This window comes from Vibrio sp. Y29_XK_CS5 (assembly GCF_024181835.1).
Classification (GTDB): Bacteria; Pseudomonadota; Gammaproteobacteria; order Enterobacterales; family Vibrionaceae; genus Vibrio; species Vibrio harveyi.
In genome coordinates this window covers 161905-188031 of the sequence record NZ_JAMZAM010000005.1, presented here as the reverse complement: position 1 = coordinate 188031, position 26127 = coordinate 161905, and the positions used below count along the sequence as shown (strand labels likewise).

Sequence of the window (26127 nt, the reverse complement as noted above, 5' to 3'; positions counted from 1 at the left end):
TCAGGTCGGCAGAACACCGACCTAAAAACAACGCTTACTGCATACTAGTTGCACGTTTCACAACAGAACCTGGCAATTGAATACCAAGCTTACTTGCCGCGCCTTCATTCACGACAAGATCGGAGCCCGTCGCCACTTTTACATCTAACTTACCCGGATCTTGCCCTTCAAGAATAGCTGCCACGTAATCGGCTGTTTGAACACCGACTTGGTAGTAGTCAAAACCTAAGCTTGCGATAGCCCCTTTCTCAACATATGACGTCGCGCCTCCAAATACCGGTTTCTTCGCTTGGTTTGCGGCAACGATCATTCCTTCAATCGCGCTTGCAACCGTGTTATCTGTTGGTGCGTAAATGATGTCCGATTTCGCTGCAATAGCTTGAGTTGCAGATTGTACATCTGCGCTTTTCAGTGCCGTCGCTTCCACAACTTTTAATCCTTTTGACTCAGCGCTCTCTTTCAATAACTGTACCAAGGTGACGGCATTTGCTTCCCCTGGGTTGTAAACCACGCCAATGGATTTCACCGAAGGTAAGATTTCCTGAATCAACGCAACGTGCTGTGCGACCGGAGATAAATCAGAGAGTCCTGTGACATTCTTTCCTGGTTGACTCATCGATTTGACCAACTTGGCACCAACAGGGTCCGTCACTGCAGTAAACACAACAGGAATAGAGCGAGTCGCAGAGACCAAAGCTTGTGCTGATGGCGTTGCTATACCAACGAGGACGTCTGGGCTTTCTCCTACATACTGGCGTGCGATCTGAACGGCGATTGCTGGATTACCTTGCGCTGTCTTGTAGTCAAACTCTAAGTTCTTCCCTTGTTCATACCCTTTGGCTTTCAGACCGTCTAACAACCCTTGACGAGTTGCATCCAAAGCAGGGTGTTCAACAATCTGTGATACCGCGACTGTCGCGGTTTTAGCCAGAACGCTAGTGGAAGAAAAAGCCGTGATCGTAGCAAGAATAGCAATGGCGAGTAAACGTTTTGTTTTCATCATGACTCCTTGATGTTTCTTCGTCCTTGAACTGCAAGCACAATGTTGCTGACGTACTCACGAGTCTTTGAAGTAGAAGATGGGATGTTGTGTTTATAGCTGCGCACTTTTTGTGCATCTAATTATCATTATTAACGCTAAGTCTCAGGAAAGAAAAGTAAGATTTAACAACAAAGTAACATTTGTGATCTCACAATCGGCACGAGAGGCGGTGATTACAAATAAGCAAAGAGTAAAAAACCATGTTGCGGGCATAAAAAACGGAGTGGCTAAAAGCACACTCCATTTCAATGAGTTGATGACCGAACAAGAAGATTAGAACCAACGCTCTAATGAAGTCTTATCCAGTTGGCGAAAAGCTCGGTTTAAAATTACTGCGAGCTCTTTATATCTTGGACGCGCTTTAGCAGGCTCTAAAGCAAATCCTGTTTCGGTAATTTTTTGGTGCAGCTCTCGATACCACGATGCTAAGGCAGGTGGCAACTTAGTATTGGAACGGCTGCCCAACCACCACATGCCTTGCAGTGGCATGCTGATTGCGAACAGTGCAACCACAATGGCTTGAGGAAGCGCATCATAATTGTTAAAAGCCATTTGAGTGAGCACACTGATTGCTGCAACCGCTGGCATCACTTTAATGCCAAAGCGTGTTGCTTTAATAATGCGTTGTTCGGGAAAAATGGCGTTCAGCTCTTTACGAACCGGCCAGATCTCCATGTAACTCTGGCCGTCTTTCAGGCTATGGATCAATCCGACTTGTTTGCTCATACCGCTCTCTCACTAAAAAATAGTTGAACATTTCAACTGAAGGCGCAAAAAATTGATGAAAGTTAATATTCTTTCAAAATTTTTTTGTTATCATTGCCTATTATCGCTATCCTTTGCAGACCCTCAATCTCATTGTTGCTGTTATTTACAATTTAAGCAACTCCGAGATTTTATTCTGCACGGATCGCTTCATAGTGGTGGATGGGTTCATCACTATTCATTTATACGGAATTAGAACAATTTTTGACCAAGATTAGTACGCACCCTTGGCGGTATCGTCTATTCTTGTGATTAATTTTTCATCCTTTAACTGATTTTGATCAGACGAATAACAGGTAGTCACACATGTCTAAGCTAGTTTTAGTTTTAAACTGCGGTAGTTCTTCTCTTAAATTTGCTGTTGTTGATGCAGAAACAGGTGCAGAGCACCTATCAGGTCTTGCTGAATGTCTTCACCTTCCTGAAGCACGTATCAAGTGGAAACTTGACGGTAAACACGAAGCTCAACTAGGCAACGGTGCAGCACACGAAGAAGCACTAGCGTTCATGGTTGAAACTATTCTTGCTTCTAAGCCAGAGCTTAAAGCTAACCTAGGCGCTATCGGTCACCGTATCGTACACGGTGGTGAGCAGTTCACTCAATCTGCACTAATCACTGATGACGTACTAAAAGGTATTCAAGACGCTGCGACTTTCGCACCGCTTCACAACCCAGCGCACATCATCGGTATCGAAGCTGCTAAACACAACTTCCCAGAGCTTCAAAACGTTGCTGTATTCGACACTGCGTTCCACCAAACTATGCCTGAAGAGTCTTTCCTATACGCTCTTCCATACAAACTATACAAAGAGCACGGTATCCGTCGTTACGGCATGCACGGTACTTCACACCTATTCATCACTCGTGAAGTTGCAGGCCTACTAAACAAGCCAGTTGAAGAAGTAAACATCATCAACTGTCACCTAGGTAACGGTGCTTCTGTTTGTGCAATCAAGAACGGTCAATCTGTAGACACTTCTATGGGTCTTACTCCTCTTGAAGGTCTAGTAATGGGTACTCGTTGTGGTGATATCGACCCAGCTATCGTATTCCACCTACACGACGCTCTAGGTTACTCTGTTGAAGAAATCAACAACATGCTAACTAAAGAGTCTGGTCTTGCTGGTCTAACTGAAGTGACTTCTGACTGTCGTTTCGTTGAAGACAACTACGGTGAGAAAGAAGAAGCAACTCGTGCAATGGACGTGTTCTGTCACCGTCTAGCTAAGTACGTAGCTGGTTACACTGCTTCTATGGAAGGTCGTCTAGACGCAATCACGTTCACTGGCGGTATCGGCGAAAACTCTGGTCCTATCCGTGAAATGGTTCTAAACCGTCTAGGTATCTTCGGTATCGAAGTTGATGGTGAAGCTAACCTTAAAGCACGTTTCGGCGGTGAAGGTACTATCACTACAGCTAACAGCCGTATCCCAGCAATGGTTATCTCTACTAACGAAGAGCTAGTAATTGCTGAAGACACTGCACGCCTAGCAGGTCTTTAATAGATTTAACTGGCTAGCCACTCGGCTAGCCAGTTTTTCTTCCAAAAGAATTTCTTAGGGGCTTAACTCCTATTCTCTGAATTATTCATGGAATAAGAGTTGAGCTTTTATCCCCCAATAGCTAAAGGTACTCTACGAATGTCTCGTACTATTATGCTTATCCCTGCAAGTGCTGGTGTTGGTCTAACTAGCGTAAGCATGGGTGTTCTTCGCGCAATGGAGCGCAAAGGCGTTAAGGTTTCTTTCTACAAACCAATTTCACAGCCACGTTCTGGCGGTGATCAACCTGATCTAACTTCAACTATCGTTGGTTACAACAGCGATATGAAGATCGGTCAACCACTAGCGATGTCTGTTGCTGAAAGCCTAATCGGTAACGACAACATGGACGAGCTGCTAGAAACTGTTGTTGAGCGTTACAACCAAATCAACAAAGATGCAGACGTAACGCTTATCGAAGGTCTAGTACCAACTCGTAAGCACCCATTCGCTAACCAAGTGAACGCGGAAATCGCAGCGACTCTAGGCGCGGAAATCGTTCTTGTTGCAACTCCTGGTACAGATAACCCAGCTCAACTTAAAGAGCGCATCGAAGTAGCATGTTCTAACTTCGGTGGTACTAAGAACAAGAACATCTCAGGCGTAATCATCAACAAGCTAAACGCACCTGTTGACGAAGCTGGCCGTACTCGCCCTGACCTATCTGAAATCTTTGACGATGCAGACAGCGCGAAGCAAAACGAAATGAAAGTGATGGAAATCTTCAACACTTCTCCAATTCGTGTACTAGGTTGCGTGCCATGGAGCATCGATCTGATCGCTACTCGTGCTATCGATATGGCTCAGCACCTAAATGCTGACATCATTAACGAAGGTGACATTGCGACTCGTCGTATTAAGAGCATCACTTTCTGTGCACGTTCTCTGCCAAACATGATTGAGCACTTCAAACCAGGTTCTCTACTTGTTACTTCTGCAGACCGTCCAGACGTAATCGTTGCGGCAGCACTTGCAGCAATGAACGGTGTTGATATCGGTGCAGTTCTATTGACTGGTGGTTACGACATCCCTGAAGAGATCACTGGTCTTTGTAAGCCAGCGTTCGAAACTGGTCTACCGATCTTCAAAGCACAAGGTAACACTTGGCAGACTTCTCTAAACCTACAGAGCTTCTCTATCGAAGTACCTGCAGACGATAAAGAGCGTATCGAGTTCATCAACGAGCACGTTGCTGGTCACATCGACGGTAACTGGATCGAGTCTATGACTGAAGGTACTCAGAAGTCTCGTCGTCTAAGCCCACCAGCATTCCGTTACCAGCTAACTGAGTTCGCTCGTAAAGCTGGTAAGCGTATCGTTCTTCCTGAAGGTGACGAGCCACGTACAGTTAAAGCTGCGGCTATCTGTGCTGAGCGCGGCATCGCTGAATGTGTGCTTCTAGGTAACCCAGACGAAATCCGTCGCGTTGCTGCACAACAAGGCGTTGAGCTAGGTGCTGGCGTAACTATCATCAACTCTGATGAAGTTCGTGAAAACTACGTTGCTCGCCTAGTTGAGCTACGTGGCGCGAAAGGTATGACTGAAGTTGTTGCTCGTGAGAAGCTACAAGATTCAGTATTCCTAGGCACAATGATGCTTGAGAACGACGAAGTAGACGGTCTAGTTTCTGGTGCAGTTCACACCACAGCAAACACTATCGTTCCTCCGTTCCAAATCATCAAGACTGCACCTGATGCGTCTATCGTATCTTCTGTATTCTTCATGCTGCTACCTGACCAAGTATTGGTTTACGGTGACTGTGCGATCAACCCAGATCCAACAGCTGAACAGCTTGCTGAAATCGCTATCCAATCTGCTGATTCTGCAGCGGCATTCGGTATCGACCCTCGCGTTGCTATGATCTCTTACTCTACTGGTGAATCTGGTAAGGGTGCAGACGTAGATAAAGTACGTGAAGCAACTAAGATTGCTCAAGAGAAACGTCCAGATCTAGTGATCGACGGTCCTCTACAGTACGACGCAGCAATCATGGAAAACGTGGCAGCTTCTAAAGCGCCTAACTCTCCAGTAGCAGGTAAAGCGACAGTATTCGTATTCCCAGACCTAAACACTGGTAACACGACTTACAAAGCGGTACAACGTTCAGCAGACCTAGTATCTATCGGTCCAATGCTTCAAGGTATGCGCAAGCCTGTAAACGACCTATCTCGCGGTGCACTAGTAGACGATATCGTGTACACAGTTGCTCTAACTGCGATTCAGGCAGATCAAGCTGACCAAGCAAAAGAAAAAGCAGTTAACTAATAACTTCGCTTCTTCCAAATAATAAAACCTCGCCACGGCGAGGTTTTTTTCATTTAATGTTCGGATAAATCAATACAAAGCCAAAAACAAAATAGCGCCAGAAAGCACGCATCCAACCATGACGGGCGCAACTCTTCTCCACAATGCCTTATCCCCTATTGCGACAACCATCCCCATTTTCACCACTGTATTGACTGATGCCGCGATCAGAATACCCAGTGCCGCGGTTTCCACACTTAGGGTTTGGGTACTTTGTCGCCCAAGAGCAAGGGAAATAGCATCGACATCTGTAATGCCGGATAGCGCAGATAGTATCAGAACACCAGCATTACCAAACAGATCAGACAGTGCATGCGATAACAGCATAATCACAGCCAATACGACACCGAAGAACAACGCCGATTGCAATGCCAAAGGATTGGTTTGTTTATTTGATTGTTCCACCTTCCCTACCTCACTTCGACGCCATATCCACCAAGCAGGGAAGTAAAGAGCAATCATCATAATCATGACGATGGGCCACAACAATGTCACTAACTGAGGGTTAATCACTGACAGCACAATTAGCAGCCTAGGAAACATGGTACCGCAACTCAACAGTATGCCACTTGCTAGCAAAGGGCTGATACTCGATTGTTCGCGTGAAAGATGGGAGAACTGCAGTGTGAGCGCAGTAGATGAGCTCAAGCCAGCGAAGACAGAAGTAAACAAAATACCTCGCTTCGCCCCACCAATTTTAATCGCAAAGTAGCCCACAAACGAAATACTGGCAATCAACACCACCATCCACCAAATCTCATAAGGATTAAGTGCATTCCAAGGACCGTAAGCTTGATTAGGTAAGAGCGGCAACAGGACGATGGAAATGAGCAGCAGACGCAAAGCGGCATCAAGCTCGTACTCTTGGAGGCGTTGAAGCGCCTGATGAAGTTCTCTCTTGTTGTCCAGAACAACTGCGGTGATAACGGCAGCTGCCGCAGCAAGAACAGGCTCACCGGATACTGCCAAACTACCAAGAACAAATGTAATGACTAAACTGATGACGCCAGTAATGCTGATGTCTTCACTCTTTCTTTGCTGAATAACAAACGCAATGCAAGCAAGAATAACCAAAGCAATAAGAGCAAAGCCAAGTAACAAAGGCGTATACAGATTGGCAAGAATCCCAACCAAGCCACCAAGCAAACCGACTAAAGAAAAGGTGCGGATACCTGCAACGCGACTGCCTTCGACGCTATTACGCATCACCCAGCCACGTTGTGTTCCCACAATCGCACCTAAAAGCAGAGCAACAAACAGATTCCAAATTAGATGCTCGCCACTGACAAACTCATTGATATCCATACCCCACCTCGGTCAAAGATCGGTTGTTATATCATCAGTTTATGTGATTGGTAGGAAGAAGCTGTGATGCTAAGAAGATATTGAGAAAAAAGAAAACCGCCACATCAAATGGCGCTTTTCTTAGAGGTTTTAAACTTAGATAGATTCTCGACCATGAGGTGAATCCAAATCTAATTCAGGACCTTTCGGTACCACTTGTGTTGGGTTGATGCCAGTATGGCTAAAATAATAGTGACGCTTTATGTGGTAGAAGTCCGTGGTTTCTGCCACACCCTCTACTTGATACAGCTCTTTCAAATAACCTTGAATGTTTGCGTAATCAGCAATACGTTGTTTATTACACTTGAAGTGACCAACATACACCGCGTCAAAACGCACAAGAGTAGTAAACAAGCGCCAATCCGCTTCAGTGATTTTATTACCGGCTAAGTAGCGATGCGTCGCAAGATGGGCATCAATTTTATTCAAAGCATCAAAGAGTGAATCAAAAGCTTCTTCATACGCCTCTTGAGTTGTGGCAAACCCGCAACGATAAACACCGTTATTCACGTTTGGATAGATGTAATCATTCCATTCATCAATCACACTTTGAAGCTGCTCCGGGTAATAATCATCATGATTGCCTGTTAGCTCATTAAACTCAGAGTTAAACATTCGGATGATTTCTGACGATTCATTCGACACAATGGTATTAGTCTTCTTGTCCCATAATACTGGCACTGTAACTCGACCAGTGTAATCCGGTTTAGCTTCAGTATAAATTTGATGCATACGGGAGTGACCAAATAATGGCTCAGGCAATCCCATCTGCCAGCCCTCGTTTAGCATATCAGGACACACCACCGTGACATCGATGTGTTTTTCTAACCCTTTGAGACTGCGAAAAATCAACGTTCGGTGCGCCCAAGGACAAGCAAGTGAAACATACAAGTGATAGCGACCAGACTCTGGTTGATAGGTTGCATCCGGTTTGTTTTTAATCCAGTTGCGAAACCCTGCATCTTCTCGCACGAATTTACCGCCACTTGATTTAGTGTCGTACCATACATCGTGCCAAACACCTTCAACTAACTTACCCATGACTGCTCTCCTCAGATTCTGTTTTCCACTATATTAGCGAATCATGCAAAGCTTAAAATCCAACCGCTTAGTTCAACTTGTTCAAGAATTTCGAATGAACTAAATCAAGCCTAGATCGTAGGCATAAAAAAAGCGCGACCCTATAAAAGGAGCCGCGCTTAAGCCCGTCACAGGCCGAATTTAATTACACCGCTACGTGCAAACAAGAAACTGCATGAATATCAGAACCTTGGATATTTGGCTTTGTCTTTGCACACTCATCCGTTGCTTGAGGGCAACGAGTACGGAATACACAGCCCGATGGTGGGCTGATCGGAGATGGTAGATCACCTTCTAACATCTGGATCTTCTTACTGCGTTCAATTTCCGGATCTGGAATAGGCACAGCAGACATTAGTGCACGAGTATATGGGTGCTTTGGATCTGCAAACAACGCATCTGCTTCACCCAGCTCCACAGCATTACCTAGGTACATAACCAGTACGCGGTCAGAAATGTGTTTCACAACTGATAAATCGTGCGCAATGAACACCAATGAAAGACCAAGCTCTTTTTGCAGCTCTTTCAATAGGTTAACTACCTGAGCCTGAATCGATACATCCAGTGCTGATACTGGCTCGTCACAGATAATCATCTTAGGTTTTAAAATCAGAGCACGTGCGATACCAATACGCTGACACTGACCACCAGAGAATTCGTGTGGGTAACGGTTGATAACGTTTGGTAGAAGACCTACCTTCGCCATCATCTCTTTTACGCGGTCTTTCACTTCTTGCTTAGTCAGCTCTGGGTAGAATGTCTCTAATGGTTCAGCGATGATGTCACCAACCGTCATACGTGGGTTAAGAGAAGCCAGAGGATCTTGGAAAATCATTTGGATTTCTTTACGCGTTTCACGACGTTGGACGTCTTTCATTTTTGTCAGATCTTGACCCAACCAAACCACTTCACCGTCTGTTGCTTCCACCAGACCAATGATGGCGCGAGCAAATGTCGATTTACCACAACCGGACTCGCCTACTACACCAAGGGTCTCGCCTTCGTATAAACGAACGTTTACGCCGTCTACCGCTTTTAGGCTTGACGGTTTTGACCAAGGCCACGCAGATTTTGATGCAATGCTGAAGTGAACTTTCAGATCAGATACATCCAGAATTAGCTTTTTATCTGTACTCATTTGCTCCAAGCCTCCCATTCAGAAAAACATGCACGCTGACGACCATCACCAAATGGCGTCAGAATTGGTGCTTCACGCTTACAACGATCCATCACGCGATGGCAGCGATCTTGGTAAGGACAGCCAGGTGGTAGACGAAGCAAGTTTGGCGGGTTGCCAGGAATCGTTGGCAGAATCTCGCCTTCTGTATCTAGACGAGGAATAGCCTTCAATAGACCTTCTGCGTATGGGTGGCTTGGGTTGTAGAAGATTTCGTTCACTGTGCCGTACTCCATGGTACGACCCGCGTACATAACCAGTACTTTGTCACATGAACCTGCAACAACACCAAGGTCGTGCGTGATCATGATGATTGCAGTGTTGAACTCAGATTTCAGTTCGTTCAGCAGATCCATGATCTGCGCTTGAACCGTAACGTCCAATGCCGTTGTTGGCTCATCCGCAATAAGCAGTTTTGGACGACACAACAGCGCCATTGCGATCATTACACGTTGACGCATACCGCCCGAGAACTCGTGTGGGTACATAGTGATACGTTTACGAGCTTCTGGGATTTTTACCGCTTCAAGCATACGAACAGACTCTTCGAATGCTTCTGCTTTGCCCATACCTTTGTGCAGCATCAGTACTTCCATCAGCTGATCACTGACTTTCATGTATGGGTTAAGAGAGGTCATCGGGTCTTGGAAGATCATAGCGATCTGTTCCGCTCGAACCTTGTTAAGCTCTTTTTCTGGAAGGTTAAGGATTTCTCGACCTTCAAATTTCGCGCTACCAGAGATAATACCGTTCTTAGCCAGTAGACCCATGATTGCGAATACAGTTTGTGACTTACCTGAACCAGACTCACCTACGATACCTAGGGTCTCGCCTTGATTCAGAGAGAAGTTCAGATCGTTTACTGCGGTTACGATACCATCTTGCGTGGTAAATTCGACGCGCAGATCTTTGACATCTAATAAACTCATCATTGCTTCCTTTATTCTTTCTATTTTTAATTATCTGTCTTTTGGATCCAGCGCATCGCGCAGACCGTCACCAACGTAGTTGAAGCAGAATAGAGTCACAACCATAAACGCTGCTGGGAATGCCAGCTGCCAGATTGCTACTTCCATTGTTTGTGAGCCTTCTTGTAGAAGTGCGCCCCAACTTGTCATTGGTTCCTGTACACCAAGACCAAGGAATGAAAGGAATGATTCCGTTAGAATCATGCTTGGGATAAGTAGTGTTGAGTAAACCGCTACGATACCCAATACGTTTGGAACGATGTGGCGAGTGATGATCTTCCAGTTGCTCACACCACAAACGTGTGCCGCTTCAATAAACTCTTTACTACGCAGGCTTAGCGTTTGACCACGTACGATACGAGCCATATCTAGCCATGCGATAGCGCCGATAGCGACGAAGATAAGAACAATATTACGACCGAAGAATGTTACCAGTACGATAACTAGGAACATGAACGGTACCGCATATAGGATCTCAAGAATACGCATCATGATACGGTCAACTTTACCGCCAATGAAGCCAGAAGCCGCACCGTAAAGTGTACCAATCACAACCGCAACTAATGCACCTAGAACACCAACCATTAGAGAGATACGACCACCAATCAGCGTACGTACGTAAAGGTCTCGACCTAAGCTGTCTGTACCAAACCAGTGCTCAGCACTCGGACCAACGTGCATTGCATACCAGTCAGTATCATCAAAAGCGTAAGGGGCAATCATCGGTAAGAAGATTACCGCTAGGGTCATCAGTGCAAGAATGAACAAGCTCACCATCGCCGCTTTGTTACGCATAAAGCGGATACGGGCGTCTTGCCACAAACTACGGCCTTCAACTTCCAGGTTCTCTGCAAATTTCTCGACCGCTTCAAGATTCTCTTTTTTCGTTAACATAACCATACTTCCCTGTTAGTAGCGAATTTTCGGGTCAATCATTGCTAGCAGAATATCAACGATAGCGTTGAATAGAATGAATAGGAAACCAATCAGAATGGTCACACCCATTACTAGCGAGTAGTCACGGTTGAAGGCAGCGTTGACAAACAGCTTACCGATACCAGGCAGACCAAAAATGGTCTCGATAACAACCGAACCTGTGATGATACCTACAAACGCTGGTCCCATGTATGACACAACAGGAAGCAGAGCTGGTTTTAGTGCGTGTTTCAGGATGATGTAACGGTAACTTAGACCTTTTGCGCGAGCGGTACGAATAAAGTTACTGTTCAATGTTTCGATCATCGAGCCACGAGTGATACGTGCGAAAGTCGCCACGTAGAGCAATGACATACCGATCACAGGTAACACAATGTATTGCCACCCTCCGTCATGCCAACCACCCGCGGGGAATAAATTCCAATGGAGAGAGAACAAGTAAATCAGAGCAGGAGCCAATACGAAGGACGGCATAACTACCCCGAGCATCGCCGTTGACATTATGGCGTAGTCCACCCAAGTATTCTGCTTGAGTGCGGCTATGGTTCCAACCGTCACCCCCAAAATTACAGTGAAGATAAAGGCGATAAAACCAACCTTCGCTGATACTGGTAACGCAACAGAGATTAGTTCATTTACTGTGTAATCTAAGTATTTGAATGAAGGACCAAAATCACCTTGGATAACGTTGGTCAAATATGTGGTGTATTGCTCAAATACAGGCTTATCTAGACCGTATTTAGCTTCAATGTTCGCCATAACTTCTGGCGGTAATGGGCGCTCGCTCGAGAATGGGTTACCCGGTGCGAAACGCATGAGAAAGAAAGATACGGTGATCAAAACCAACATGGTTGGGATCGCCTCAAATATCCTTTTTGCGATGAATTTAAGCATAAACTCACTCTTTCAGTCTGTGACAGTTAAAATGTAAATGATAGGCTGCACACGCTCCTTCAATGGTGCGTGTGAGCCTTATTCTTATAGTTTTGAAGTGACTTTAATTAGTCAGCTTTGATGTAAAGATCTTTGGTGTAGATCTTTTCTTCCGCGTTGTTTGCAGGGAAACCACCAACGTGCGGATTTAATAGACGAGAACGAACATACTGGTAGATAGGCGCAATTGGCATATCTTTCGCCATCAGTTGCTCAGCTTCTAGGTAAATTTTGGTACGCTCTTCTTCAGAAGTCGATTTGATCGCTTTATCAATCAGAGCATCGTACTCTTTATTACCCCAGTGCTGACCACCAGTTGTGTTCGAGCTAACCATTAGGGTTAGGAATGAAGATGCTTCGTTGTAGTCACCACACCAACCGGCGCGTGCCACTTCGAAATCACCTTGGTCTTTAGTCGATAGGTAAGTTTTCCACTCTTGGTTTTCTAGCGTTACGTCTAGACCTAGAGTTTTCTTCCACATAGAACCTAGTGCTACTGCTAGTTTCTTGTGGTTCTCATCCGTGTTGTATAGAAGAGAGAATTTAAGTGGGTTGTCTTTGCCGTAACCCGCTTCAGCCAATAGGCGTGCCGCTTCTGCATTACGCTCTTTTTGCGTCATCTTGCCGTAAGCTGGTAGCTCAGGGTTGAAGTGCGCTGTAATTTCAGGCGTTAGGAAGTAAGCAGGCTTCTGACCTTGACCAAGAATTGCGTTTGCTACGATGTTACGGTCGATAGCGTAAGAAATCGCTTTACGAACGCGAACGTCGTTGAATGGTTCTTTCTTAGTATTGAATGAGTAGTAGTAAGTACACAGGCTACCTTCAACCGATACTGATTCTGGGTGCTCTTTTTTCAGACGCTTAAAGTGCTCTGTCGGCAGTTTAGACGTGAAATCAATTTCACCAGATAGGAAACGGTTCATTTCAGCAACACCGTTCTCAATTGGAAGGTACGTTACTTTGTTGATAACCGTTTTGTCGTTATCCCAGTATTCGTTGTTACGAACAAGCTCTAGACGCTCATTCACAACCCAGTTGTTTACGACATAAGCGCCGTTACCTACGAAGTTTTCTGGTTTCGTCCACTGATCACCAAACTTCTCAACTGTCGCTTTATGTACTGGTTTCATTGTTGTGTGACCAGCCATCATTACAAAGTAAGGAACGGCGGTATCTAGCTCAACCACTAGCGTGTGGTCGTCAGTCGCTTTAACACCGAGCTCGCTCTTGTCTTTTTTGCCCGCAACGATGTCTTTTGCATTCTTCATCTTGGTGTATTCCATGTACCAAGAATATGGTGAAGCCGTCGCAGGATCGACCGCACGCTGCCAGCTGTATACAAAATCTTGCGCTGTTACAGGATCGCCGTTAGACCATTTTGCGTCTTTACGTAGATGGAAGGTGAAAGTTTTGTTGTCTGAGGTTTCCCAGCTCTCAGCTACACCAGGGATAGTGTCGCCGTCTGCATTTTGGTTCACTAAGCCTTCAAGAAGATCACGAATCACATGCGACTCTGGAACCCCTTGAGATTTGTGCGGGTCGATTGTTGCAACTTCAGTACCGTTACCACGAACGAGTTCTTGTTTATCTGCTAGTTTAGTGCCTGCTGGAACGTCAGCAGCGAAAGCGGTAGAAGAAGAGGCAGCCACTGCCAGACCAGCACCTAGAAGAAGGGCTTTGGTGATTTTGTTCTTATACATGCGTAAAACTCCAAGTTTTTCATTAGCATCCATGACTTCTCTGCAAGGGACTGGAACGGTCAGAATTTTAGAATTTTTTAGTACACTTTCTGAGCACAAAACACTAAAACCTTACAAAGACTGCGGCACACATTAGCAATCATTGAAGTAATTTGCCATAAAAATGTAGCAAAAAAACTAATAATTCTGTAATTAGTGCTCATATTTAGCAATAAATACTACATAGTTTGTATTGGGTAGATAAATGCAGATTTGCGAGTTCATTTGGCAGGCAAAACTGTCGATAAATCTAAATTCAAACTCTTTGGTAGCATCTTATGCTAGATATATGTATAAAAATTAACATTTGTGACACATTGAGTCTAATTAATAATTGCATATATCTTGTTCGATATTTTTTATTGTGAACAAGGTCACCGAGAGGTGAAAGGAAGGAAAGGTGATGAATTTATCGGCAGGTCAAAGTAGGAAGTAAACTCCGTTTTTATCGTAAAAAAAGAAAAAGCCAGATGAGATAAACATCTGGCTTTAGTAGATTTGGTCGCAGAATAAAAAACGGTTCTACTTTTCCCAACGCTGCGCAGCTTGATGGTCAGTATCTCGTGACTCAATCCAGCGGTTATCGCTCGTTGTGCGTTCTTTTTTCCAGAATGGCGCTTTAGTCTTTAGGTAATCCATAATGAATTCACAAGCATCAAATGCCGCACCTCGATGAGCGCTTGAAACTCCTACGAACACAATTTGATCGCCGGTATCAAGGTCACCAACACGATGTATCACGCGGACCCCAAGTAATGGCCAACGTGACTCCGCCTCATTACAGATATCGATCAGGCTTTTTTCTGTCATTCCAGGATAATGCTCTAAGTGCAGACCGATCACATTATCACCAAGATTCATATCACGAACCTTACCGATAAACGTAACAACGGCTCCAGACGCAGTGCCTTCCGACAAGCGCTGATATTCTTGATCAACAGAAAAGTCTTCAGCCTGTACAGAAACACGAGGATCCATCTTAACCTCCTGTCACTGGAGGGAAGAAAGCAACTTCATCACCCTCTTTCACTTCAGTATCCAGTGGGACAATAGATTGGTTTACTGCAGCGAGCAATTTACCAGGCTCAAGGGCGAGATCCCACTTACCTTCTGTACCTTCACCAATTTCAACCAAGTGAGCACGAATCGCTTCAACATTGTTGAATTGCTCATCGAGCTCAAGCGCATCGATACCAACCAGTTCACGCGTTTGAGCAAAGAAAAGAACTTTAATCATTATTCCGCCTTGAAGTGACCAGATTTACCACCCGTCTTCTCTAGAAGACGAACTTGACCAATAACCATGTCTTTTTGTACCGCTTTACACATATCGTAAATCGTCAATGCAGCTACAGAAGCTGCCGTTAGCGCTTCCATTTCAACACCAGTTTTACCTGCTAGCTTGCAAACGGATTCAATGCGTACCATGTTCTCAGCTTCAATTGCTTCAAGTTGTACTTCTACTTTCGAAAGCAATAGTGGATGACAAAGTGGAATTAGGTCCCACGTTTTTTTTGCCGCTTGAATACCAGCGATGCGTGCGGTTGCAAACACATCACCTTTATGATGTTGGCCAGAAACAATCAATTGCAGAGTTTCAGGTGCCATGTGAACGAATGCTTCTGCACGCGCCTCACGAACCGTTTCCGCTTTCGCTGATACGTCGACCATGTTCGCTTCGCCAGACGCATTGATATGTGTAAATTGGGTCATGGTTTTTCCTTCGCTTTTAGGAAAGGTTATACAGATAGGTGTGGCATAAAGTTGCAAGGACGATGACTTGCATCTAGTTGTTGCTTGATGATCTTCGTCCACCCTGTGCGGCACGCACCTGTAGAGCCAGGCATTGCAAAGATAACAGTGTGGTTAGCGAAACCAGCAATCGCACGAGATTGAATGGTTGAAGTACCAATTTCTTCATAAGAAACCAAACGGAACAGCTCACCAAAGCCTTCTACTTCTTTATCGAATAGAGGCTTAAGCGCTTCTGGAGTGCTGTCACGTGAAGTGAAACCAGTACCACCAGTGATCATGATTGCTTGTACGTTTTCATCCGCAATCCACTGGGAAACGATCGCACGGATCTTGTACATATCGTCAATTACGATTTGCTTATCAACGACGTTATGACCTGCTTCCTTCGCGTGTTCAACTAGGTAACCACCAGAGGTGTCGTTTTCTTCAGTACGAGTGTCAGATACCGTTAGAACGGCAATGTTTGCAGGTTGAAATTTGCTTTCAGCGTGACCCATTTGTTCACCTATTCTTTAATTTGCTTTTTGATACGCAAGGTATCGATTCTGGAAAAATCATCAGAAGCCACGTCTGCTCCTGATGTGAAATCTGATTGGAGTTAACCGCCGATAGACGCAAGATGCGGCGTCATACCAGTGTTGCCATCGTGCAAGAAGTGACTTACGGATTTCGTTTGCAACTGTGCCTGAATACGTTCAATCAATTCGCTTTCTTGCTCGTCGCGCTCTAACAGGTCACGTAACTCCACGCCATGTTCACCGAACAGACAAAGATGCAGTTTACCCATAGCCGAGACACGAAGTCGGTTACAGCTCTCACAGAAGTCTTTTTCATAAGGCATGATAAGACCAATTTCACCCTTGTAATCAGGATGAACGAAAACCTGAGCAGGTCCATCATTATGAGAACGGACTTTCAGTAACCAACCGTTGGCGATTAATTGATTTCGGATCGCAACACCAGAAACATGGTGCTTAGCAAACAACTCATCCATTTCTCCTGTTTGCATTAACTCAATAAAACGCAATTGGATTGGACGGTCTTTAATCCAGTTAAGAAAAGCAGGCAACTCACTGTGGTTGAGGTCTTTCATCAGCACCACGTTAACTTTGACTTGCTCATAACCCACTTCAAATGCGCGCTCGATACCATTCATCACCTCAGTGAACTTATTTTCACCAGTAATTTGATGGAACATGCGGGGGTCAAGGCTATCCACACTAACATTAATATTAGTCAGCCCAGCTTCACGCCAATCAGCAACCTGTTTCGCCATGCGGTAGCCATTAGTCGTTGTAGCGACTTTTTTGATGCCAGGCGTCGTTGCGACAGAGTGGATAATGTCAGTAAAGTCTTTGCGTAAACTCGGCTCACCACCTGTGATGCGGACCTTTGAGGTACCACAATCTGCAAACGCTCTTACGACACGCTTGATCTCAGGGAGAGATAAAAAAGACGAGTTTTTATTGCCCGATGGCTTGTAGCCGTCAGGAAGGCAATAGGTACATTTGAAATTACATACGTCAGTCACAGACAGACGCAAGTAATAGAACTTACGATGAAATTTGTCTTCGAATTGTTGCGCCACGGAACACCTTTCCAAACACGGGAGGCATAATCATTTCCAATTATGCCCTTGTGACAGAATGTCACTGGCTCAAAACGCCTATCCTTAGACTTAGCATAGTGAGCTCGGAGTTATGGCAACCAGAGGAGGTAAACCCCTGATAGCTTTGCCGTGTAAAATACTTAATATTTGTAATGGAATCCAGACTTGAGTGATAAAAAACTCTCTAGAAACACAATTTACCGCTTAGTGAGTACCCCTTTGGCACTCATTAAGTTAAATTGTAGTCGTTTTTTACAAGATTATTAGAAGAACGTAATGAATATCTACACCGATAAGAAAGTGGTCGCAGTTGGTGGTGGTCACGGTTTAGGCCGTATGTTGGCAGCATTAAAAGATTTTGGCAGCAATGCAACTGGCATTGTTGCAACAACCGACAATGGCGGTTCAACCGGTCGTATTCGCCATTGCCAAGGTGGTATTGCATGGGGTGATACGCGTAACTGTATCAACCAGTTGATCACTGAACCATCAATCAGTTCCATGATGTTCGAATATCGCTTCAAAGGTACTGGCGAACTCGACGGACATAACCTAGGTAACCTAATGCTGACCGCTCTGGATAACCTATCGGTACGCCCATTAGAAGCGATTAACCTTATTCGCAATATGTTGAAAGTCGACGTCAACATTCTGCCTATGTCTGAGCACCCTTCCGATCTCACCGCATTATCGGTCGATGGGCAATGGGTTACGGGCGAAACCAACGTCGATGAGATGGATACCGATTTGCGTCGCCTCGATCTATCACCAGAAGTTCCCGCAACCAAAGAAGCTGTGACAGCGCTTGCTGAAGCTGACGCCATCATTCTTGGTCCCGGAAGTTTCTTAACAAGCATTATGCCGCCACTGCTCCTACCTGAATTGGGTAAAGCTATTGCCGCAAATCAAACTGCAAAAGTGATTTTTGTCGCCAACTTGAGTCCAGAGTATGGTCCTGCTGGGCGTATGACAATGAAGCAAAAACTCGAGTGGTGCGAGCGTGCTTGCCAAGGAAGAAAGATTGATGTCGTATTGGCAGAAGAAACAGAGCCAGAGGTGCTTGAGAACTGGAATGTGGTCACCGAGTCGTTAGCTTCTACTAATCGCGATTGGCGTCATGATCGAGACAAGCTCAAACTTGCGATTGAAAACCAGTTGCCGTCGAACTAGAAAGTTCGCATCGAGAAAACGACTCCAGCTAGAGCCATTTGGTCGAATGAAAAAGCCCTTCCACACCGGAAGGGCTTTATGTTTTAGTGCTCATTGAATAGCGTCAACAAAGCGCTAGTTTGTCCAAGAGCGATAGGCATCGCGTGTGACATCAAGCAAAGCGAGCATTTCTGTGGCATCCTCACCCTGCTCGGCTAACTGATTCGACTTCGCTTTTCGGTCGATCGCAATAGCCAAATCACACAGTCGATCTGCACCAAAGCTTGCGGCACTGCTTTTGAGTGCGTGGCTGATCTCTTTCAAATAGATCAATTGCTCATTGCCTTTAAGATCAGATAATCGGGTTATATAGGTGTCCATTTCCCCTAAAAAAATATCAAGCAAAACGGGCACATTATCACTGCCTATCTCAGCAGACAGCTCTTCAATCTTTTGCTGATTTAATACGTTCATACTCATACGTTTTGTTTTTCGTCCCTGCTATTCCAAGCTTGCAACTTGCGATAAATCGTCGATGGGCTGACATCTAAGTAGCCCGCAGCGCGTGGAATATTGCCATCACACGCTTGAATCGCCTGCTCGATGGCCATTTTCTCAGTCATCCAAAGCGGCATAATGTCTGACACCGTCAAAATGTCAGGTTCAATAAATTTTGATGCCGATTGACGAACCACTGGCTGGTTCAACGGCGGTGGCAGCATGTCTAACGTAATCTCTTTGCCGTTGTTCAATACCACAATGTTGCGCAGTACGTTTTGCAACTGACGAACGTTACCCGGCCATTCATAACTATTGAACCTATCAATCACCTCTTGCGAGAAGCGGATGAAGCTTTTGCCTTCTTCGTGAGACATATAACCAAGCAACGAATAAGCAATCTCAATTACATCTTCGCCACGCTCACGCAGCGGTGGAAGGTGCAATGGGATCACGTACAAACGATAGTACAAGTCTTCACGAAAACGCCCTTCTTGCACTTCCTTCCAAGGGTCGCGGTTCGTCGCGCAAACAAAACGTACGTCCACACTCTTCATCTTCGAAGAACCGACTTTTTGGAACGTCCCCGTTTGAATGAATCTTAGTAACTTTGTCTGGAGGTCTAGGTCCATCTCACAAAGCTCATCAAGAAACAAAGTGCCACCGTCAGCAAGCTCAGCCGCACCTTGTCGGTCATTTGCCGCGCCAGTAAATGCACCTTTTACGTGACCAAATAGCTCGCTCTCAATCAGATCTTTAGGGATGGCAGCACAGTTAATGGCGATAAACGGCTTATCACCACGTTTGCTTGCTGCGTGAATTGCCTCGGCACACACCTCTTTACCAGTACCACTTTCACCCGTGATGAAAATACTTGCTTTACTGCTCGCCGCCGAGTCAATAGTGCGGTAAACCTGCTGCATGGTTTGGCTACTGCCGATAAAGCCTTGGTAATTTTGGTTGCCCGGATTATCCGCTTCATTTTTAAGCTTGGTAGCTTTACGGATCGCATTATTTACCGTGACGCGTAAACGGTCAGCTTCACATGGTTTAATTAAGAAATCTTGAGAACCATGACGCATTGCTTCTACCGCAGTATCGATAGAGCCATGGGCAGTCATAAAGATAATTGGCACGTCTGGGTGACTTTTCTTCACTGCGTGCAATACATCCATCCCCGTCATATCAGGTAGACGAAGATCGAGCAGAATAAGATCAGGAATACGGTGGTTCAGACTTTCGATTGCGTCTCTGCCTGTACCAACAATATTGATATCGATGCCGAGTGGCGTTAGGTAAGAACGGTACAATGCCGCAACAGATGCGGTGTCTTCTACCATTAGTAGATAACGAGACTTTTGACCTTCTGTTATTTGTTGCATAGCCTAGCCGATTTTTTGTTGTGTTTTAAATAATAATCGCATTACGCTTTGCATTTTGCAAATAATCATTCGTAAGATTGTGGGTATTCTAAATAAACTAAACCGAATATCAACAGGTTAAATTATGGCACAAACCATGCTCTTAAACTAATGACCCCTCGGGTCACCTAGCCAACTGACGTTGTTAGTGAACGATATGTTCACAAAACGAGCCAATAGATCCGACTGCCTATTGGCTTCTTTTTTGTCTGTTGAGTATGGGGAAGGAAAGTGCCCAAGCAATTTATGTAAACACAAACACTTGGGCATGGAATGAAGCAATCAATCAACTGTTAGCGATGAACTGCTCGCGTAACTTCTCAATCTCGTCACGCTTTTGCGCTGCTAATTCAAATTCCAGATCTTGAGCATGTTGGTACATCGCCGCTTCTAGACGACTGATCTCTTTCTCCAACTGCTGTGGAGACATAATTTCGTAGGTTTGCGAAGGCTCTGCCACTTTCGATAACGGAACTTGCTTAGTGTTCCGTTGACGTTTGGACTTAGTGATATCCCCCAGCTCCATAATGTCTTTGATATTGCGCTTCAAGGCTTGAGGTTCAATGCCCATCTCTGCGTTATATGCCTTTTGCTTCTCACGGCGACGATCCGTTTCGTCCATTGCTTTCTTCATCGATTTAGTGATCGAATCTGCGTAAAGAATCGCTTTACCTTTGATGTTACGAGCTGCACGCCCAATGGTCTGAATCAATGAACGCTCTGAACGCAAGAAGCCTTCTTTATCTGCATCCAAGATCGCCACCAGCGATACTTCGGGCATATCGAGACCTTCTCGCAACAAGTTGATCCCTACCAACACGTCGAACTCACCTAAACGAAGGTCGCGAATAATTTCGACACGCTCAACGGTGTCGATATCTGAGTGAAGGTATCGAACTTTTACATCGTGCTCGTGAAGGTATTCGGTCAAGTCTTCTGCCATGCGCTTGGTTAACGTTGTCACCAGAACACGCTCATCTTTCGCCGCTCGAATGCGAATTTCAGACAACAAGTCATCAACTTGAGTCGATACCGGACGTACTTCCAATTCCGGATCGAGCAGACCCGTTGGGCGTACAACCTGATCAGCAATCTCATCGGCTGATTTTTCCAGCTCGTAGTTACCTGGTGTCGCTGATACAAATATCGTCTGTGGAGAAATCGCCTCAAATTCTTCAAACTTCATCGGACGGTTATCCAATGCTGAAGGTAAACGGAAGCCAAACTCCACCAACGTCTCTTTACGCGAACGGTCACCTTTATACATCGCACCAATTTGTGGAACTGTAACGTGCGATTCGTCGATGATCAGTAAACCATCATGAGGTAAGTAATCGAATAGTGTTGGGGGCGGCTCACCCTCCGCTCGACCACTTAAGTAACGGGAGTAGTTTTCGATACCTGAACAGAAGCCTAGCTCGTTCATCATCTCAATATCGAACTGAGTTCGTTGGCTGATGCGTTGTTCTTCTAGAAGCTTGTTGTTATCTAGCAACTGCTTCTTGCGAACTTCAAGCTCATCTTTGATGCTTTCAATCGCATCAAGGATACGCTCACGGGGGGTCACATAGTGAGTCTTTGGATAGATGGTATAACGTGGTAAGTCACGCTGTTTCACCACTCCAGTCAGAGGGTCGAATACGCTAATGCAATCCACTTCATCATCAAACATTTCGACACGGACCGCATCTTGGTCTGATTCTGCCGGAAAGATATCAATCACTTCACCACGAACGCGGAACTGACCACGTTCGAATGCAACGTCATTGCGAGAATATTGCAACTCTGCAAGACGGCGCAGCATATCACGCTGATCAATCACATCTCCACGACGCAGGTGCAACATCATTTGCAGATACGATTCCGGATCACCCAAACCATAAATAGCCGATACCGACGCTACGATGATCGCATCTTTACGTTCTAGTAAGGCTTTAGTGGCCGATAAACGCATTTGCTCAATATGAGCGTTAACTGAAGCATCCTTTTCAATAAAGGTGTCCGTCGTTGGAACGTATGCTTCGGGTTGGTAGTAATCATAGTAAGAGACGAAGTACTCTACAGCATTATTTGGGAAGAAGGCTTTCATCTCACCATACAGCTGAGCTGCCAGCGTTTTGTTTGGTGCAAGGAGGATGGCAGGACGCTGCGCTTGCGCAATCACATTTGCCAACGTGAATGTTTTACCTGAGCCAGTTACACCCAATAGCGTCTGATGAGCAAGACCTGCGTCTAACCCTTCCAATAACTGTTTGATAGCGGTTGGCTGATCACCAGATGGTTGATACTCAGAGACCAGTTCATAAACTTTACTCATACCCTTCCTCAAATTTACTGCACTTTGGCTGTATATATATACACCTTATTAGATGAAATCTACGTCTATTTTAGATTTATAGCTCATTGTTACTAATTTTTGTGCTTTCTCTATTTTGATCTAGCCTTAGTCTGGTGACTCTGTTATAGTCTTTCGCCCTACTTGGTGATACTCCCCAAATCATCACAATTTAGTTTCCACAACTTTTCCCCAGAAAGACCTAATATTATCCTTTATCCCCAAAAGGCTAAATTTTATCCACTTTAACTAATTCTGCGTCAATCTAAATAAATCACTGTTTTATTTGCTTATTCAGTGCCTATTTCTGCTTAAAAATGCAAAACAAAACAACACTGTTGCATATAAAAGTTCTTTACTCAGATCTCATCAACATAGTTATCCACAAATTTGGTGGATAAGTAACTCCAGCCCTTTACTGGCAAGGATTACAAGAAAGTAAAGATAAAATTCCATTATTTTTTACTAGAAATGTGTTTTTTAGGTGTTGACAGAAATATAGGTGCTCGGTAAGATGCGACCCGCTTTCAAGCAAAGCAATTCCTCCTTAGCTCAGTCGGTAGAGCGACGGACTGTTAATCCGCAGGTCGCTGGTTCGAATCCAGCAGGAGGAGCCAAATTTCAGATAAAGCCGTGTCGAAAGACGCGGCTTTTTCGTATCTGCTCCTCTAGAATCTCAGCACAAATAAGCTTAGTAAATACAGTTACACAATCTCTTCATACACACCGCTTCTTCCTAATTCGAATGACGGCAAATCTGCTCATTACTCTGTTTTACTTTTAATTCGCCGATAAATTCACGATACCAAGCATTAAATGTGTGGTTCCAAAAGCAAAAGCCAACCATAAACCTATGATTTAAAAATTAATGCATTTTAATCATTTAAAAAATGAAAAGCATTCATTTTACTCATAGATAGTAAGTCCATACGATTGAAAGGGTTAAGAATGGTTCCGTCCTACTCGTCGCCTCCATTCTATTTATCAATAACTTAGGGATTTACTAATGACTATTCCGACGACTGATATGCTTGACGCATGGACTGGATTCGCTGCTGGTGAATGGCAAAATGCTGTCAACACTCGTGACTTCATCCAAAAAAACTACACCCCTTATGAAGGAGACGAGTCCTTCTTAGCTGAGGTAAGTGAATCTACGTCAGCATTGTGGAACCAAGTGCTTGAAGGCATTAAACAAGAAAGCCGCACACACGCGCCTGTTGATTTCGATACCGCTCTGCCATCAACAATTACTTCTCACGATGCGGGTTACATCAACAAAGATTTAGAAAAGATCGTTGGCTTACAAACCGAACAGCCACTCAAACGTGCCATTATCGCCAATGGCGGCATTCGTATGGTGAAAAACTCGTGCGAAGTGTACGGTCGAGAGCTAGACCCAACCGTAGAAAAGATCTTCACCGAATACCGCAAAACTCACAACAAAGCGTGTTTCGATCTGTACACCAAAGAGATCCTAGCGTGTCGTAAATCAGGCATCATTACTGGTCTTCCAGATGCTTATGGTCGTGGACGTATCATCGGTGATTACCGACGTATCGCCCTTTACGGTATCGAATTCTTAAAAGCAGATAAAAAAGAGCAATACAACTCAACACAAACTTTCCTAGAGCGTGGCAGTGATCTTGAAAAGACACTTCGCCTGCGTGAAGAGATTGCCGATCAAGTTCAAGCACTTGAAGACATTCGTCAAATGGGTCTGAAATACGGCATTGATATGTCGCTACCCGCAAAAACAGCACAAGAAGCGATTCAATTTACCTACTTTGGCTACCTAGCGGCGGTTAAATCACAAAATGGCGCTGCAATGTCATTGGGTCGTACATCAACCTTCTTAGACGTTTACCTAGAACGCGATATCGCAAATGGTTTGATTGATGAATCACAAGCGCAAGAGATGATCGACCACTTCATCATGAAATTGCGCATGGTTCGCTTCCTGCGTACACCAGAATACGATTCACTGTTTTCTGGTGACCCAATCTGGGCAACAGAAGCCATGGCTGGGATGGGGGTAGATGGTCGCACGCTCGTAACTAAAACGACATTCCGCTACTTACATACATTGCATACTATGGGACCAGCACCAGAGCCAAACATGACGATCCTGTGGTCAGAGCAATTACCAGAGACGTTTAAGCAATACGCAGCAAAAGTGTCAATTGATACGTCTTCCGTTCAGTACGAAAACGACGATCTGATGCGCCCAGATTTCAATAACGACGATTACGCGATAGCTTGTTGTGTGAGTCCACAGATTGTTGGTCAACACATGCAGTTCTTTGGCGCACGAGCCAACCTTGCAAAAGCGCTGCTATACACAATCAACGGCGGCATAGACGAGAAATCTAAAGCGCAAGTAGGTCCATCTGTAGAAAAAATTCAAGATGAAATTCTCGACTTTGACGCACTAATGCCGCGCTTCGATAACATGTTGGAATGGTTAGCGACTCAATATGTCACTGCATTGAACATCATCCATTACTCGCACGACCGTTACAGCTACGAAGCGTCATTAATGGCACTGATGGATCGTGACGTACATCGAACCATGGCGTGTGGTATTGCGGGTCTATCTGTGGTGGCAGACTCTTTAGCTGCAATCAAATTCGCAACAGTGAAACCGATTCGCGACGAGAATGGCATCGCCGTTGATTTTGAAATCGAAGGCGACTACCCGAAATTCGGTAACAATGATCCACGCGTTGATGACATCGCTTGTGATCTAGTAGAGCGCTTCATGAAAAAAATTCAGAAGATGCACACTTATCGTGAAGCTGTGCCAACTCAGTCGATCCTAACCATCACATCTAACGTGGTTTACGGCAAAAAAACGGGTAACACGCCAGATGGTCGCCGCGCAGGTATGCCGTTTGGTCCAGGTGCAAACCCAATGCATGGTCGTGATGAAAAAGGAGCGGTTGCTTCGTTAGCTTCGGTTGCCAAACTGCCGTTTGCTTACGCGAAAGATGGCATTTCTTACACCTTCTCAATTGTACCCAATGCATTAGGTAAAGATGAGTCAAGCCAGAAGAAGAACCTTGCAGCGCTAATGGATGGGTACTTCCATCATGAAGCAAGCAATGAGGCTATTGCGATTGAAGGTGGTCAGCATCTCAATGTTAATGTTCTCAACCGAGAGATGCTGTTAGATGCGGTTGAACATCCTGAAAAATACCCTCAATTGACGATTCGAGTGTCTGGTTACGCAGTGCGTTTTAACTCGCTAACGAGAGAGCAGCAACAAGACGTTATCAGCCGTACCTTTACAGAAAAACTGTAAGTCAATTTAGAAACGTTAACCTTAGCTCATCCCCCTAGCCCATTAGGGGTATGAGCATTTTCTATTTCGTTTTATCCAAGAAATGAAGAGTGAAGCCGCCAGCAAAGCGTGCGTTAAATCAGTAACAAAAATTGCGTTTTCCTTTGTTAACAACCATTCACCAAACTTTTCAATTTCTTATTAATCCATCCACTCACATCACATACACGTATAATTTTCCATCGGG

At 44.9% G+C, this 26127-nt stretch carries 21 protein-coding genes, 1 tRNA gene and 1 riboswitch; of the genes, 5 read left to right on the top strand and 17 right to left on the bottom strand.

Features of this window, described 5'->3' with window-relative positions:
- Window positions 1–34 precede the first annotated feature (34 nt).
- Window positions 35–1000, bottom strand: a complete 966-nt coding sequence (locus NL647_RS19545; protein ID WP_253650636.1) for an ABC transporter substrate-binding protein — start codon at window positions 998–1000, stop codon at window positions 35–37.
- A 315-nt stretch (window positions 1001–1315) separates the two neighbouring features.
- Complete coding sequence (gene yfbV / locus NL647_RS19540; RefSeq protein ID WP_005444743.1) at window positions 1316–1768, bottom strand: terminus macrodomain insulation protein YfbV; 453 nt, start codon at window positions 1766–1768, stop codon at window positions 1316–1318.
- A 345-nt stretch (window positions 1769–2113) separates the two neighbouring features.
- On the opposite strand from yfbV, the gene NL647_RS19535 reads away from it, so the two are divergent.
- Together NL647_RS19535 and pta are read left to right on the top strand one after the other, a co-directional pair.
- Window positions 2114–3310, top strand: coding sequence for an acetate kinase (locus tag NL647_RS19535; RefSeq protein ID WP_005444740.1), 1197 nt, complete (start codon window positions 2114–2116; stop codon window positions 3308–3310).
- A 138-nt stretch (window positions 3311–3448) separates the two neighbouring features.
- Window positions 3449–5614 (top strand): phosphate acetyltransferase, encoded by a 2166-nt coding sequence (pta, locus tag NL647_RS19530; protein WP_005439640.1) that lies wholly within the window; start codon window positions 3449–3451, stop codon window positions 5612–5614.
- Between the two features lie 69 nt (window positions 5615–5683).
- On the opposite strand, the gene NL647_RS19525 is transcribed toward pta, so the two are convergent.
- From NL647_RS19525 to moaA, 12 genes are all read right to left on the bottom strand, one after another.
- Window positions 5684–6958, bottom strand: coding sequence for an MgtC/SapB family protein (locus NL647_RS19525; RefSeq protein ID WP_253650578.1), 1275 nt, complete (start codon window positions 6956–6958; stop codon window positions 5684–5686).
- A gap of 135 nt (window positions 6959–7093) precedes the next feature.
- Window positions 7094–8038, bottom strand: coding sequence for a glutathione S-transferase family protein (locus NL647_RS19520; RefSeq protein ID WP_253650577.1), 945 nt, complete (start codon window positions 8036–8038; stop codon window positions 7094–7096).
- A 184-nt stretch (window positions 8039–8222) separates the two neighbouring features.
- A complete protein-coding gene (oppF, locus tag NL647_RS19515; RefSeq protein ID WP_009698507.1) occupies window positions 8223–9215 on the bottom strand; it encodes a murein tripeptide/oligopeptide ABC transporter ATP binding protein OppF in 993 nt (330 codons plus the stop codon).
- Window positions 9212–10183, bottom strand: a complete 972-nt coding sequence (locus tag NL647_RS19510; protein ID WP_005444728.1) for an ABC transporter ATP-binding protein — start codon at window positions 10181–10183, stop codon at window positions 9212–9214. Before NL647_RS19510 ends, oppF begins: the two co-directional genes overlap by 4 nt.
- 30 nt (window positions 10184–10213) lie before the next feature.
- On the bottom strand, window positions 10214–11116 hold the full coding sequence (oppC, locus tag NL647_RS19505; protein WP_005444726.1) for an oligopeptide ABC transporter permease OppC: 903 nt from the start codon (window positions 11114–11116) through the stop codon (window positions 10214–10216).
- Between the two features lie 15 nt (window positions 11117–11131).
- On the bottom strand, window positions 11132–12052 hold the full coding sequence (gene oppB, locus NL647_RS19500) for an oligopeptide ABC transporter permease OppB (protein WP_005444724.1): 921 nt from the start codon (window positions 12050–12052) through the stop codon (window positions 11132–11134).
- Window positions 12053–12159: 107 nt separating this feature from the next.
- Complete coding sequence (locus tag NL647_RS19495) at window positions 12160–13791, bottom strand: ABC transporter substrate-binding protein (RefSeq protein WP_009702147.1); 1632 nt, start codon at window positions 13789–13791, stop codon at window positions 12160–12162.
- 561 nt (window positions 13792–14352) lie between these two features.
- Window positions 14353–14808, bottom strand: a complete 456-nt coding sequence (moaE, locus tag NL647_RS19490) for a molybdopterin synthase catalytic subunit MoaE (protein WP_009702831.1) — start codon at window positions 14806–14808, stop codon at window positions 14353–14355.
- 1 nt (window position 14809) lies between these two features.
- Window positions 14810–15067 carry a molybdopterin synthase sulfur carrier subunit gene (moaD, locus tag NL647_RS19485; RefSeq protein WP_253650576.1) on the bottom strand — a complete coding sequence of 86 codons (258 nt, stop codon included), beginning with the start codon at window positions 15065–15067 and terminating at the stop codon, window positions 14810–14812.
- Window positions 15067–15543, bottom strand: a complete 477-nt coding sequence (gene moaC / locus NL647_RS19480; protein WP_005444714.1) for a cyclic pyranopterin monophosphate synthase MoaC — start codon at window positions 15541–15543, stop codon at window positions 15067–15069. The genes moaD and moaC overlap by 1 nt, the downstream gene beginning before the upstream one ends.
- Window positions 15544–15569: 26 nt before the next feature.
- Window positions 15570–16082: a molybdenum cofactor biosynthesis protein B gene (gene moaB / locus NL647_RS19475; RefSeq protein WP_005433210.1), complete on the bottom strand. Its 513-nt coding sequence runs from the start codon at window positions 16080–16082 to the stop codon at window positions 15570–15572.
- A 101-nt stretch (window positions 16083–16183) separates the two neighbouring features.
- Window positions 16184–17173, bottom strand: coding sequence for a GTP 3',8-cyclase MoaA (gene moaA, locus NL647_RS19470; RefSeq protein ID WP_005444703.1), 990 nt, complete (start codon window positions 17171–17173; stop codon window positions 16184–16186).
- Window positions 17162–17295: riboswitch (molybdenum cofactor riboswitch) on the bottom strand. Its footprint overlaps the gene before it by 12 nt.
- 175 nt (window positions 17296–17470) lie before the next feature.
- Between moaA and NL647_RS19465 the strand changes: the two genes are divergently transcribed.
- Window positions 17471–18364: a YvcK family protein gene (locus tag NL647_RS19465; RefSeq protein WP_005444701.1), complete on the top strand. Its 894-nt coding sequence runs from the start codon at window positions 17471–17473 to the stop codon at window positions 18362–18364.
- Between the two features lie 114 nt (window positions 18365–18478).
- Here the strand turns inward: NL647_RS19465 and luxU are convergent, their stop codons facing one another.
- From luxU to uvrB, 3 genes are all read right to left on the bottom strand, one after another.
- Complete coding sequence (gene luxU / locus NL647_RS19460) at window positions 18479–18823, bottom strand: quorum-sensing phosphorelay protein LuxU (RefSeq protein WP_005444699.1); 345 nt, start codon at window positions 18821–18823, stop codon at window positions 18479–18481.
- Entirely contained in the window at window positions 18820–20223 is a 1404-nt protein-coding gene (gene luxO / locus NL647_RS19455; RefSeq protein ID WP_005444697.1) for a quorum-sensing sigma-54 dependent transcriptional regulator LuxO, read from the bottom strand. Before luxO ends, luxU begins: the two co-directional genes overlap by 4 nt.
- A gap of 325 nt (window positions 20224–20548) precedes the next feature.
- Window positions 20549–22579, bottom strand: coding sequence for an excinuclease ABC subunit UvrB (uvrB, locus tag NL647_RS19450; protein WP_005444695.1), 2031 nt, complete (start codon window positions 22577–22579; stop codon window positions 20549–20551).
- 559 nt (window positions 22580–23138) lie between these two features.
- Between uvrB and NL647_RS19445 the strand changes: the two genes are divergently transcribed.
- Window positions 23139–23214 (top strand) — tRNA-Asn (locus NL647_RS19445).
- A gap of 389 nt (window positions 23215–23603) precedes the next feature.
- Window positions 23604–25901 carry a formate C-acetyltransferase gene (gene pflB / locus NL647_RS19440; RefSeq protein WP_253650575.1) on the top strand — a complete coding sequence of 766 codons (2298 nt, stop codon included), beginning with the start codon at window positions 23604–23606 and terminating at the stop codon, window positions 25899–25901.
- Window positions 25902–26127: the final 226 nt, after the last annotated feature.

What these genes read in the sequence shown, in the direction of transcription:
- NL647_RS19495 (WP_009702147.1), bottom strand. Translation starts at nt 13,791, where the DNA reads ATGTATAAGAACAAAATCACCAAAGCCCTTCTTCTAGGTGCTGGTCTG.
- luxU (WP_005444699.1), bottom strand. Translation starts at nt 18,823, where the DNA reads ATGAGTATGAACGTATTAAATCAGCAAAAGATTGAAGAGCTGTCTGCT.
- pflB (WP_253650575.1), top strand. Translation starts at nt 23,604, where the DNA reads ATGACTATTCCGACGACTGATATGCTTGACGCATGGACTGGATTCGCT.
- moaD (WP_253650576.1), bottom strand. Translation starts at nt 15,067, where the DNA reads ATGATTAAAGTTCTTTTCTTTGCTCAAACGCGTGAACTGGTTGGTATC.
- NL647_RS19545 (WP_253650636.1), bottom strand. Translation starts at nt 1,000, where the DNA reads ATGAAAACAAAACGTTTACTCGCCATTGCTATTCTTGCTACGATCACG.
- NL647_RS19535 (WP_005444740.1), top strand. Translation starts at nt 2,114, where the DNA reads ATGTCTAAGCTAGTTTTAGTTTTAAACTGCGGTAGTTCTTCTCTTAAA.
- luxO (WP_005444697.1), bottom strand. Translation starts at nt 20,223, where the DNA reads ATGCAACAAATAACAGAAGGTCAAAAGTCTCGTTATCTACTAATGGTA.
- NL647_RS19465 (WP_005444701.1), top strand. Translation starts at nt 17,471, where the DNA reads ATGAATATCTACACCGATAAGAAAGTGGTCGCAGTTGGTGGTGGTCAC.
- uvrB (WP_005444695.1), bottom strand. Translation starts at nt 22,579, where the DNA reads ATGAGTAAAGTTTATGAACTGGTCTCTGAGTATCAACCATCTGGTGAT.
- oppF (WP_009698507.1), bottom strand. Translation starts at nt 9,215, where the DNA reads ATGAGTACAGATAAAAAGCTAATTCTGGATGTATCTGATCTGAAAGTT.
- NL647_RS19525 (WP_253650578.1), bottom strand. Translation starts at nt 6,958, where the DNA reads ATGGATATCAATGAGTTTGTCAGTGGCGAGCATCTAATTTGGAATCTG.
- oppC (WP_005444726.1), bottom strand. Translation starts at nt 11,116, where the DNA reads ATGTTAACGAAAAAAGAGAATCTTGAAGCGGTCGAGAAATTTGCAGAG.
- yfbV (WP_005444743.1), bottom strand. Translation starts at nt 1,768, where the DNA reads ATGAGCAAACAAGTCGGATTGATCCATAGCCTGAAAGACGGCCAGAGT.
- oppB (WP_005444724.1), bottom strand. Translation starts at nt 12,052, where the DNA reads ATGCTTAAATTCATCGCAAAAAGGATATTTGAGGCGATCCCAACCATG.
- NL647_RS19520 (WP_253650577.1), bottom strand. Translation starts at nt 8,038, where the DNA reads ATGGGTAAGTTAGTTGAAGGTGTTTGGCACGATGTATGGTACGACACT.
- pta (WP_005439640.1), top strand. Translation starts at nt 3,449, where the DNA reads ATGTCTCGTACTATTATGCTTATCCCTGCAAGTGCTGGTGTTGGTCTA.
- moaC (WP_005444714.1), bottom strand. Translation starts at nt 15,543, where the DNA reads ATGACCCAATTTACACATATCAATGCGTCTGGCGAAGCGAACATGGTC.
- NL647_RS19510 (WP_005444728.1), bottom strand. Translation starts at nt 10,183, where the DNA reads ATGAGTTTATTAGATGTCAAAGATCTGCGCGTCGAATTTACCACGCAA.
- moaE (WP_009702831.1), bottom strand. Translation starts at nt 14,808, where the DNA reads ATGGATCCTCGTGTTTCTGTACAGGCTGAAGACTTTTCTGTTGATCAA.
- moaB (WP_005433210.1), bottom strand. Translation starts at nt 16,082, where the DNA reads ATGGGTCACGCTGAAAGCAAATTTCAACCTGCAAACATTGCCGTTCTA.